Annotated in this window: 11 protein-coding genes and 1 pseudogene; 11 read left to right on the forward strand and 1 reads right to left on the reverse strand. The window is 33.4% G+C overall.

Annotation, left to right across the window (positions count from 1 at the left end; genetic code table 11):
• The 11 genes and pseudogenes from DMB91_RS01235 to DMB91_RS01280 form a co-directional block, all read left to right on the forward strand.
• The coding region (locus tag DMB91_RS01235) for a DUF2972 domain-containing protein (protein WP_143116766.1) at positions 1-1,593 on the forward strand (1,593 nt) is incomplete at its 5' end.
• Between the two features lie 91 nt (positions 1,594-1,684).
• Positions 1,685-2,457: pseudogene (locus DMB91_RS01240) on the forward strand (class I SAM-dependent methyltransferase).
• A gap of 81 nt (positions 2,458-2,538) precedes the next feature.
• Positions 2,539-3,312, forward strand: coding sequence for a class I SAM-dependent methyltransferase (locus DMB91_RS01245; protein WP_143116767.1), 774 nt, complete (start codon positions 2,539-2,541; stop codon positions 3,310-3,312).
• A 38-nt stretch (positions 3,313-3,350) separates the two neighbouring features.
• The gene (locus DMB91_RS01250; protein WP_034906762.1) at positions 3,351-5,687 is read left to right on the forward strand and encodes a PEP-utilizing enzyme; all 2,337 of its coding nucleotides are present in this window, start codon (positions 3,351-3,353) and stop codon (positions 5,685-5,687) included.
• Positions 5,678-6,295, forward strand: coding sequence for a gamma-glutamyl-CDP-amidate hydrolase (locus DMB91_RS01255; protein WP_034906746.1), 618 nt, complete (start codon positions 5,678-5,680; stop codon positions 6,293-6,295). The genes DMB91_RS01250 and DMB91_RS01255 overlap by 10 nt, the downstream gene beginning before the upstream one ends.
• Before the next feature lie 21 nt (positions 6,296-6,316).
• Entirely contained in the window at positions 6,317-7,090 is a 774-nt protein-coding gene (locus DMB91_RS01260) for a sugar phosphate nucleotidyltransferase (RefSeq protein WP_034906749.1), read from the forward strand.
• Positions 7,084-7,611, forward strand: a complete 528-nt coding sequence (locus DMB91_RS01265) for an adenylyl-sulfate kinase (protein ID WP_034906750.1) — start codon at positions 7,084-7,086, stop codon at positions 7,609-7,611. Before DMB91_RS01260 ends, DMB91_RS01265 begins: the two co-directional genes overlap by 7 nt.
• 13 nt (positions 7,612-7,624) lie before the next feature.
• Positions 7,625-8,071: a hypothetical protein gene (locus DMB91_RS09035; protein ID WP_260604864.1), complete on the forward strand. Its 447-nt coding sequence runs from the start codon at positions 7,625-7,627 to the stop codon at positions 8,069-8,071.
• Entirely contained in the window at positions 8,049-9,026 is a 978-nt protein-coding gene (locus tag DMB91_RS01270) for a DUF2972 domain-containing protein (protein ID WP_260604865.1), read from the forward strand. The genes DMB91_RS09035 and DMB91_RS01270 overlap by 23 nt, the downstream gene beginning before the upstream one ends.
• A gap of 72 nt (positions 9,027-9,098) precedes the next feature.
• Complete coding sequence (gene metK, locus DMB91_RS01275) at positions 9,099-10,298, forward strand: methionine adenosyltransferase (protein WP_143116768.1); 1,200 nt, start codon at positions 9,099-9,101, stop codon at positions 10,296-10,298.
• 2 nt (positions 10,299-10,300) lie between these two features.
• Positions 10,301-11,236 (forward strand): FkbM family methyltransferase, encoded by a 936-nt coding sequence (locus DMB91_RS01280; RefSeq protein ID WP_143116769.1) that lies wholly within the window; start codon positions 10,301-10,303, stop codon positions 11,234-11,236.
• A gap of 86 nt (positions 11,237-11,322) precedes the next feature.
• Here the strand turns inward: DMB91_RS01280 and hisIE are convergent, their stop codons facing one another.
• Positions 11,323-11,943, reverse strand: coding sequence for a bifunctional phosphoribosyl-AMP cyclohydrolase/phosphoribosyl-ATP diphosphatase HisIE (gene hisIE, locus DMB91_RS01285; protein ID WP_034906506.1), 621 nt, complete (start codon positions 11,941-11,943; stop codon positions 11,323-11,325).
• Between the last annotated feature and the right edge of the window lies 1 nt (position 11,944).

Genomic DNA, 11,944 nt, shown 5'->3' on the forward strand with positions numbered 1-11,944 from the left:
CATCTAGCCTATCTTTTAGGACAAGCTTTTATAAAAGCTGATAAGACTTGGTATAAGGGAGGCTATTTAAAAGTCTTTAAGTTTATTAAAGAAGCTAAAAAAGAATTTCAAATTTCCAAAGAAATTTTTAAAGAATTTAAACAGATTAATTCTAGTATCCTTCAAGGGTTGATAGATAATAAACAATTATTCCTAAAAGAATTTTCAAGAATAAAAAATGTATTAAAAATTCATCAAGATTATAAAGCCATACTGGATAATATTTTTCATAATTTTAATTATTTTATACAAAATTTTGATCTTATAGAAGAATGGTTATTATCAGATGATTTTAATGAAAAATATAAAAAAGAAAACCATCCTTATCCCTCATTACTTGATCCTAAAAAATTAAATGATGAAAATGAAGAAATTAATTATCGCAACATACCTGCTGAACTTGCTTGGGAAATGAATTTACCCTTACCGGATAATTATGAGTTTGTGTGGCTATGCTCCGCTTTGTCAGGGCATGGCGCAATGACGATGTATTTGGAACTTTGTGATATAAATATTTGCAAATATATCCATTATGATCCATATATTATATATTCTAATATTTTAATGCAATTACTAAACAATCCTTTAAAATACAACATCATAGCATACACTGACTATACTCATGTATATGTTTCCAGAGAAGATCTTGCAAGATTTTTAAATCTTTTAGATAAAAATAAACCTGTGTTATATTTGGTTAGAGATCCAATTTCAAGATTAAAAACTGGATTGAATCATATAAATTTTAAAATTGATAAACTTGATTGGTTTTATCTTAATACGCCTATAGATAGAGTTTTGGACAGAGATACATATTATTTTGGATCTCCTGTGCCAACCTGTGATCATATAAAAACCTATTGGATCTATGCCGAGAGTTTTTTTAGACTAAATTTTTTAACACAATTTTTTAAAACAGAAAAAATTACTTATTTGGATATGGCTAGTATTAAGCCTGAATATGCTTATTGTACTTTTAGTGAATTAAATACTTTATATTATTTTAGAAAAAAACTTTCTCAAAAGGATATTGACAATGGTATGGCATATGATGAATTAGGCGTTTTATTCCCTATGACATTAATTGCAAATTTAAAAGACTTAGATAAAAATAATATCGATGAAACATTTGAAATTTTAATCACAACTAAACAACTCTTTAAATTACACAAAATAAAAAACTATATCGAAATTAACTTTATTTTATTTGAAAATAAAATAGCTTTTGAAAATTTGATTTTTTGTATTTCTAAAGAAAAAATCTCTTCTTTTAAAAACAATATAAATATGGTGTGTTGTGTTAAATCTTACATAAAAGAATTTATAAGCAAACTTGAAATAAAAATTAGTATAAAAAAAGAACATTTGATAAATGAAGAAAAAATATTATATTTTTTAAAAAATAATAAATCAGTTATCAAAAACATAGAAAAAAATATTAAAAAAGAATTAACACACATCAAACAGCATCGTCCAGATATAGTTGCTTCTTGGAAATACTATAATGAATTTGAAAAAATGTGCGAGGAGTTGGATGAAAAAATAGAAAAATAAACTTAAAAGCATATCAATTTAGGCTATAATTGCTTTTTATGTTTTGTTTTGAAAAATTAACAAAATGCTATACTTAAAAAAAGGAGAAACAATGAAACAAGGGGATTTTACAGAGGTTGCCAAGCACTACCACAACCGCCCTGCTTATAGCGTTTTTTTGCTTGAAAAATTACTTGCTTGCATTAATGACACACAAAAGCCAAGAAGCGAGCTTAGAGTGGCTGAGGTTGGAGCTGGCACTGGTAAGCTTACGCGTATGCTTTGCGAGGATTTTAAGCTTAAAGTCAGTGCTGTTGAGCCAAATGATGCTATGAGGACTGAGGGCGAGCTTGATACTAAGGGGTTTGACATTACTTGGCTAAAAGGTAGTGGAGAGCAAACCAATTTACCTTCAAATTCAGCTGATTGGCTGATAATGGCAAGTTCTTTTCACTGGACTGATCCGCAAAAGTCCTTGCCAGAGTTTGCCAGAGTGTTGGGGGGGGGGCTTACCTTTCTATCATCTACAATCCACGACATATAGTAGAAGGCTCTGTTTTTGATGAGATTGAAAAGGAAATTAAGAATATTGTTCCAGAGCTTGCTCGTGTGAGTTCAGGGGTGCAAAACACCAAGAAATGGGAGGAAGTTCTCATTTCAACTGGGGATTTTACAGACTGCTTTTTTATGGAGTGTGATTATAGTGAAAAATGGAGTAAAGAACGTTACTTAGGAGCTTGGCACTCTGTAAATGATATACAAGCTCAAGCAGGAGAGAAAAGATGGCAGGAAATTTTAGCCATGATTGAGGCAAAGATTTCTTGTTTTGATGAACTTATCGTGCCTTATAAAATTCGTGCATGGACGGCTAAAAAGGCTAGTTAGAAAGGCTAATAAATAAGGACGAGTTTTTAAGCAAATTTTTCTCTTTTTAAGCTTGAGTTTTCACGTAAAAAAGAGGAAAAAATGCAAAAACTTGTTGAACAAAATTGGGATTATACCAAACACGCTAAATTTTATGAATACCGCCCAAACTACGCACCAAAGAGCATAGATATGCTTTTATGCCTGGCAAAGGGTGAAAACAAAAATGTTTTAAAGGTAGCTGATATAGGAGCTGGCACAGGAAATTTAAGTATAATGTTGCTTGAAAGAGGTTGCACGGTAGTAGCTGTTGAGCCAAATGATGCTATGAGAGAAATTGGTATTCAAAGGACAAAGGGACAGGATATAGAGTGGATTCGCGCTACAGGGCTTGAATCTGGGCTAAAAGATGAGAATTTTGACTGGCTTACCTTTGGTAGTAGTTTTAATGTCATGGATAGAAACCTAGCCTTAAAAGAAGCCTATAGAGTGCTTAAAAAAGGGGCGTATTTTTCATGCATGTGGAATCATAGGGATTTAAATGATGAGGTGCAAAAAGAAGTTGAGGCTATTATCACGCATTTTGTGCCAAGTTATGAAAGAGGTGTTCGCAGAGAAGAACAAAGAAGCTTTATAGAAAAGCATAAAGAGCTTTTTGATACTATAGTGTATTTAGAAGAAGATTTTTATTTTCATCAAAGCTTGCAAAATTATATTTTAGCATGGCAAAGCGTGAAAAATCCTTACTGGGACTTAGATACAAATGAGGGTAAAAAGCTTTTTGAAGCCATTTGTGAAGAGTTTAAAAAGAAACTTCCAAGCGAATTTAAGATAAAATACACCACCAGAAGCTGGAGTGCGAAAAAGCAAGGCTAAAGGCTTAAATTTAAGGAAAAAATATAATGAAACAAAGCATGCAAAAACTAAACTTTCAAAGCAAAGCAAGGAATTTACTTGCTTTACAAAGCGTTTTAAAAAGTGCTAAGGTTTTACCTTGCGTCATCACTTCTTTAAACAAGCTTAAAAAAGATCAAAAGGCTGAACTTAAAAAGATTAAGTCCTTGCATGCTCACACTTTAATCATAAGAAGCTCTTCAAAAAGCGAGGATAGCGAGACTCATTCAAATGCAGGAGCTTTTTTAAGTCTTGCAAATATTAAAGCAAATGACGAGCTAGCCTTGCTTGATGCCTTAAAAAAAGTAGGTGCTTCTATGCCTCATGAAGATGATGAAATTCTCATTCAAGCCATGCTTACTCAAATTAAGCTTTGTGGGGTAGCTTTTAGCGTAGATAAGGATAATCTTAGCCCTTATTTTTGTATCCAGTATGATAAAAGCGGCTCAAATGCAAGCATAACCGATGGCAGCGCTAAAGAGCTTACGAGCTTTTTTCATTATAGAAGTGCAAGTTTGCCTAAAGATAAGCGTTTAGCGAGGATTATCATACTCATTAAAGAGCTTGAAAGGCTTTTTGATAGTCCTTTTTTGGATATTGAATTTGCTTTTGCACATTTTAAGAACAAGGAAGAGCTTTTTTGCTTGCAGGTGCGTCCCTTAGTGAGCAAAAACAAAGTCAATCTTTTCAAGTCCCTGCCAAAAGAGGCTTTAAGCAGATTTGCTAAACGTTTTGAGTCCTTGCAAAGTTCAAGGCTTGGAGTATATGGAAAAAAGGCGATTTTTGGGGTTATGCCTGATTGGAATCCAGCTGAAATCATAGGCTTAAAGCCAAAGCGTTTGGCACTTAGTCTTTATAAAGAAATTATAACTGATCATATTTGGGCGTATCAAAGGGATAATTATGGCTATAAAAACCTACGCTCTCATCCTTTAATGCACTCATTTTTAGGCATTGCTTATATAGATGTGAGGCTTTCTTTTAATTCTTTTATCCCTAAAGACTTAGAAGCAAATGTAGCTGAAAAACTTGCTAATTATTATCTTAGCAAGCTTGAGAAAAATCCTCATTTGCACGATAAGATCGAATTTGAAATTGTCTTTTCAAGCTATGATTTTAATCTTTCTTGCAAACTTGCCCCACTTTTAGAGCAAGGCTTTAATGAAAATGAACTTAAACGCATAGAATTTAGCCTCTTAAATCTTACAAATTCCATCATTGATCCAAAAAATGGGCTCTATCTTAAAGACATACGAAAATGCAAAAAACTTCAAACAAGCTTTAAAAAACTAGAAAAAAGTAAAATTTCACTCATAGATAAGATTTATTGGGCTATAGAAGATTGCAAAAGATATGGCACTTTGCCTTTTGCAGGAGTAGCAAGGGCTGCTTTTGTGGCTATGCAAATGCTTAATTCCCTTGTTGCCATAGGTTTTTTAAGCAAAGAAGAAAAAGCCTTATTTTTAAACTCACTGCAAACCATTAGTAAGAAATTAAGCCTTGCAAGTTGCAATTTAAACTCTTCTAACAAAGAAGCCTTTTTAGCTCATTTTGGACACCTAAGAGCAGGCACTTATAATATACTTTCACCTCGTTATGATGAAGCCTTTGAATTATATTTTGATGAAAAACAAAACAAAGCACAAGTAAATCAAGAAAAACCCTTTAAACTTAGTGCTAAAAGGCTTAAAAAACTTGATATTTTGCTCAAAGAAAATGGACTAATCATCAATGCAAAAGAGTTTTTTGAGTTTTTAAAAACAGCGATTGAAGGTAGAGAAGAGCTTAAATTTGAGTTTTCAAAGCTACTTTCCTTAGTCTTAAAACTCATTGAAGAACTTGGCAGACATTATGATATAGCCAAAGAGGATTTAGCACACTTAGACATTAAAGAGCTTTTAAATCTCTACTCGTCTTTATACTCAAAAAGCCCTAAAAAAAGGCTTTTAAGTCAAATAGCTATCAATAAAGCCGAATTTGAACTTGCTCAAGCTTTAAAATTACCAAGCCTCATCACCGATAAAGAGCAAATTTTTAGCTTTTTTACGCCTACCTTAGCTCCAAATTTCATCACTCAAAAAAGCATAATCGCTCATACAGCCTTAGAAAATGAAAAAGAGCTTGAGGGCAAGATAGTCTTAATTTACGCTGCTGATCCGGGTTATGATTATTTGTTTTCTAAAAATATAGCTGGCTTTATCACTTGTTATGGAGGAGCAAATTCGCATATGGCAATTAGAGCGAGTGAGCTTGGCTTACCAGCTGTAATAGGCGTTGGGGAGGAAAATTTTAAAAAATATTTAAGTGCAAAAAAATTGCGTTTAGAATGTGAAAGTGAGTTGATATTTTGTCTTTAAAATTTGTTGGCATAAGTCAAAGACTAGTGCAAAATGAAAGCTATTTTGAACTTAGAGAGGCTTTAAGTTTAGAATGGGGAGTGTTTTTTAAAAAGCAAATGCAAGGTTTTTTACCCCTGCCTTTAAGCTATGAGCTTGATTTTGCTTTATATGAGCCTTTTTTAGCTGGAGTGATATTAAGCGGGGGCAATGATTTAAGCATATTTAATGAAAATGAGCTTTGTAAAAAACGCGATGCTTATGAAAATGAGCTTTTAAAAACTTGCATGCTTAAAAATAAACCGGTTTTAGGTATTTGCAGAGGTGCTCAACTCATAGCAAGCTTTTTTGGCTCAAGTTTAAAAAAATGTGAAGATCATATAGGCAAGCACGAAGTAAAAGATATGAAAGAAGAGCTTAGCTTTGAGGTAAATTCTTTTCATAATTTTAGCATTTGTGCTTTAGGGCAGGATTTACAGGGTTTATTTAAGGCAGATGATGAGAGTATAGAAGCTTTTAAGCATAAAAACTTTGATATTTATGCTACAATGTGGCATATAGAAAGAGCTGGTGGGCTTGAAAATACTCAAGTTTTAGATGAGTTTAAGAAAAGCTTAAACAAGGCTTAATTTTAAGAAAAAAGGAAAAAAGTGAAAGCATTAATCCTAGCAGCTGGCTTTGGCTCAAGGCTTATGCCCCTTACTCAAGATAAGCCAAAAACTATGGTTGATTATAAAAATAAAAGCTTGATTGAGTATGAAATTTCAGCCTTAAAAGAAGCTCGTATAGATGAAATAGCCGTAGTTGGAGGCTATAAATTTGAAGTTTTAAAGGACTTTGTAAGCAAAAAATTTAAGTTTGATACTTTTTTTGAAAATAAAAATTATGCTAGCACAAATATGCTGCATTCGCTTTTTAGTGCAAGAGCATTTTTACAAAGTTGCATAAGTGAAAAAAAAGACTTAATTATTTCTTATGCTGATATAGTGTATTTTAAAGATAGTGTTCAGGCTTTAAAGCAGGCTAAGGGCGAGCTTTGTATATGTGTGGATTTAAACTGGCAAAAATTGTGGGAAGCGAGGTTTGATGATATTTTAAGCGATGCTGAGACTTTGAAATTTGATGGAGAGTTCATCAAAGAACTTGGCAAAAAACCTAAAAGCCTAGCTGAAATTGAAGCTCAGTATATGGGGCTTTTTAAAATTTCGTATGATTTTTTACCTTCTTTTATAGAATTTTTTGATAGCTTAGATAAAAATGCCTTGTATGATGGACAGGCATATAATAATATTTATATGACAAGCTTTTTACAAGGCTTAATTGATAAATTTCATAATGCTAAAGCAGTAAAATTAAAAGGCAATTGGTGTGAGATTGATTTTAAAAGCGATTTGGAACTTGATATAAAGGACTTTTTATGCTAGCTCAAGGAGCAGTAATTTGGCTTACAGGTTTAGCAGGCAGTGGTAAAAGCTATATAGCTGAGGCACTTTGCAAGGCTTTACGCAAGCACAGACAAAATGTGATTTATTTAGACGGAGATGAGCTAAGAGAGCTTTTGGGGCATTTTGGCTATGATAAACAAGCTCGCATTGAAGTATCTTTAAGAAGAAGCGCTTTTGCAGATTTTTTAAGCAAGCAAGGTATGATAGTTGTGGTAAGTGCCATTTCTATGTGGAATGAAATTTATGCGTATAATCGTAAGAATTTGCAAAATTATTTTGAAGTCTATGTGAAATGTGATTTTGAAGAGCTGAAAAGACGCGATAAAAAAGCCCTTTATAGCAAGGCTTTAAGCGGACAAATACAAAATGTAGTCGGCGTTGATATAGAATTTGATGAGCCAAAGCCTCATTTGGTGCTTGATAATACTGAACTAAACGAGCTTGAAGCAAAGGTGCAAAGCATAATCTCAAGTTTTAATAAAACCTTTCATTTGCTTTAAAAAGAGGAAAAACTTGCAAGAATTCCTAAGAACCTTAAATCAAAGACTAAGCCCTCAAGCAGCAAACTTACTTTTAAACGCCCTTAAAAACTCACAAAGAGAAGATTTTTTTAACTTCGTGCTTGAGAATTTAGAACACATCATTACTTGGCTGAATTCAAGCGAATTTGCTCAAAATTACGCTCATTTAGCCTATGCTCCGCTTTTAAATCCTAATTTTGTTGATACTGATTCAAGTAGGCATTGTGCTGAGCTTGCTTGGGATTTAAATCTGCCTTTGCCAAAGCATTATAAATTTATTTATATTTCTCCACATGGAAGTGGTGCGGCAGCTTTTTTGAGGTTTTTAAATCAATGTTGTGGAGTATTTTGTGTAGCTTCTTGGGTTTTGCCCTTTGATTCAAAAGAAAGATTTATCTTTCATTTTATGTATTTAAATGCTGGGGGGGGGGGGATTTAAAAATTTAGCCTTAAATCTTTCTGAACTTAATGTCAAAGACTTTGATAAATTCCTTGCCCTGCTTGATAAAAATACAAATATTATTTACGCTCTTCGTGATCCTATAAGCTTACTTAAACACTGCGTTGGTAGGGATTGGAGCAAGGTTGAAAGGAATTTTGTGCCTGAGTTTGATTTAAGCTTTGATTTTAGAGCGTATTTGGAGTTTTTAAGGCATAAAAAGCCAAAGATTAGTATCAATTTTAGCGAGCTTAAAAATAGTAGTTTTTTGGCTCATGCCTTGCTGCCTCATTTTGATTTATCTAAAGTTCATTTTATGGATATGAGCGAGCTTAGTTTTGATAAGGCTGAAGAGACGATGAAAAATTTAGCCTTGAAATTTAATTTTACACAGCCTGATGAAAGTAAAAGAGCACTTTTTGGAGTGAAGGAATTTAAAGGCTATATAAGGTATTTATTTCCCTTAAAACTTTTTATAAATAAAAAAGATATCAAGCAAGTTTTTAGCCTTAAAAAACCAAATAATACTAAAAACAGCACTATCAACAAAGAAAATAGTTTTGTATTGCTCTTTTCTCAGCTTTTTGATCATAAAAATATGCTTAATATCATGAATGAATTTTATGAAGGCGAGCTTAACAAACATATGGGAATTTACACAACTAAGGTTGAATTTAAGCATTTGAAAGCCGATAAAGAGCTTTTTAAAGCCACAAAGGCTTATATGAGCGAGTTTTGCAAAGGTTTGCAAAAAGTCGTTGATGAAACTGAGCAAAATTTACTTAAAGAAGAAGAGCTTTTAGACTTCTTAAAACACAATGAAAATCAAAGAAAAGAGTTTAAAAAACTGCTTGATGAGGATTTAAAACTCATCAAAAAAATGCGTCCTGACATCGTTGCTTCTTGGAAATATTACTTAAGCTTTGAAAAGCTTTGCAAAGACTTAGATTTATAATTAAGTTTAAAAGAATAATTTTTCGCTATAATCGCTCTTGTCTTTCAGACAAATAAATCCAAAAGGAAAACAATGTATCTATTCACTTCTGAAGTTGTTAGTCCAGGACACCCTGATAAGTGTGCGGACATTATCGCTGATACTATAGTGGATATACTCTTAAGTCATGACAAAAACTCAAGAGTGGCGAGTGAAGTCTTTGTTGCAGGCAACAAGGTTGTCATCGGCGGAGAAGTCAAGTCAAAACACAAGTTAAGCTTCAAAGACTATGAAGACTTAGTTAAAAACGCCTTAGCTAAGATAGGCTATGATGGTAAGGGCTATTTTACAAAGGCTCAATGCTTACATCCTGATGAGGTAGAAACCCTTGTATTTTTAAACGAACAAAGCCCTGATATCAATCAAGGCGTAGATCAAGAAAGCGGAGAAATAGGTGCTGGCGATCAAGGTATAATGTTTGGTTTTGCAAGTTGTGAGGCTGATGAGTATATGCCAGCAGCCATTTCTTATGCTAGAATGCTTTGCGATAAGGTGTATAACTACGCAAAGACAAATCCAAACAAACTTGGTGTTGATATAAAAACTCAAGTTACCATAGACTATGGCAATAAGAGTAATTTTGAAAACTGCAAGCCCCAAAGCATACATACTATAGTCGTTTCAGCTCCAAGTGTAGAGAGCTTACATATCGACGAGGTAAGAACTTTGATCATGCAGCTTATTTTGGATTCAAATTTACCAAAAGAGCTTTTTGATCCACAAAAAACGCGTATTTTAATCAATCCTACAGGAAAATATATTAACCACTCCTCCTTGCATGATAGTGGTTTAACCGGACGCAAGCTCATCGTTGATAGCTTTGGAGGTTATTCACCAATTGGTGGAGGTGCACAATCTAGCAAGGACTATACTAAGGTTGATAGAAGCGGACTTTACGTAGCAAGATGGCTTGCTAAAAATATAGTCGCAGCAAAGCTTGCTAAAAAATGCGTAGTGCAGTTAAGCTATGCTATAGGAGTGGCTGAACCAACTTCAGTAAGTGTTGATTGCATGGGGACAAATGAAGATATTGATGATAATAAATTAAGTGAATTTGTGATGAAAAACTATCCATTGACCCCAAATTGGATCAAAAATAAATTCGAACTAGATAAGCCAAAAGCTGGACATTTTAGCTATGCTGATGTAGCAGCAAGAGGGCAGGTTGGGCAAAAAGATTATCCTTGGGAAAAACTTGATGCTGTGGCTGATTTTAAGGCTTTAAAAGGTTAAGTATGCAAGAAAAATTACTCAAAGAAATTGCAAATGAGCTTAAGCTTTCAAATGAGTTGGGCTATAACATCTTAATGTCAAAAGTGATTGAAAATCAAGATATACAAGAAGAGCATAAAAAGCTTTTGTTTTTACTCCTTCAGCATAGGGATAGAAATTATATTCGTATCAACCACAACGAATTGTGCTTTGAAAATATCAAAGCCTATCTTGCAGCTTTGCGTCCGCTAGAGCTTGATCTTTCATCTTTAAGTAGAATAGGGGGCAAAGAAGATGGGGGTTATGTTATGCTAACTCCCCCCCCCCCCCTCAATGATGATAGAGTAAATAAAGCTTTATCGCTTGGCGTTTCTTTGCGTTCGCCTTGGGATTTGGAAATGGCGAATTTAGGCTATAAAGTTATAGAATATGACGCAAGCATAGAACAATCCCCCTACACTCACGAAAATATCAGTTTTCATAAACTCTTTATCAATGCAAATAAAGATGAACAAAGCATCACCCTTAAGGATGCGATTGAGCAAAACAAGCTTGATGAAAAAGCTCATAATATCTTGCAAATTGATATAGAATATGCCGAATGGGAAGTGCTTAAATATACTGATATGAATTTGTTAAATCAGTATTTTTCTCAAGTGATTTTTGAATTTCATGGCTTAAATCCAGAAGAAAACGATGCTGTAAGTGAAAAATTAGAAATTTTACATAAGCTAAATGAAAACTTTGCAAGCATACATTTTCACTTTAACAATCATGGTAAAATTTTCTATAGCAAGGGCTTATTTTTTAGCACTACTATAGAAGTAAGCTATGTAAGAAAAGATATACTTGAACAACAATTTGGTAAAAATTTAGTTTTAAGGAAAAGTGGGAATTTAAAAGGACTTGACTATCCAGTAGATGTTGCTGTGCCTGAAATTCCTGTGCTTTTTGAGTAATGAAGTGAAAAACTTACAAATTTAAATAAAAGGCTTGTTTTGCGATGAGCCTTTTATTTTTTGTTTTAGATTAATTTTTAAATTGATTATTCGCTTTTATTTCTCTCTTTAAGCACGGATATAACATCGCTTAGGCTTAAATTTTGATCAGCTAAAAGCACGTTGAGGTGAAAGAGTAGATCCGCACTTTCATTACAAAGTTCTATATTATCGCCAGCTACAGCCGCTAAGGCACTTTCTACACCTTCTTCGCCAACTTTTTGGGCTATTCTTTTTGTGCCACTTTGAAAAAGCTTTGCTGTGTAGGAATTTTCAGCTAAAGCACTTTTGCGTGTGTTGATAAGCTTTTCAAGTCTTGCTAGAAAGACCATATCAGCTTTTTTAGAAATTTGTTCAAAGCAAGAAATGCTTCCTGTATGACAAGTTGCTCCACAAGGTTTAACTAAGATCAAAAGTGTGTCATTATCACAATCAAGCCCAAGTTCGATGATATCTAAAAAATTCCCGCTTTCCTCGCCCTTAAGCCAAAGTCTATTTTTGGTGCGTGAGAAAAATACCACTCGTTTAAGCCTTAAGCTTTCCTTTAAAGCCTCCTTGTTCATATAACCTAGCATAAGCACTTCAGCACTTTTATGATCTTGAATGATAGCAGGTACAAGGTTATTTACCTTTTGCCAATTTATTTTTGAAATAAGTTCTTCTTGCATA

Source organism: Campylobacter sp. MIT 97-5078 (assembly GCF_006864455.1).
GTDB lineage: Bacteria > Campylobacterota > Campylobacteria > Campylobacterales > Campylobacteraceae > Campylobacter_D.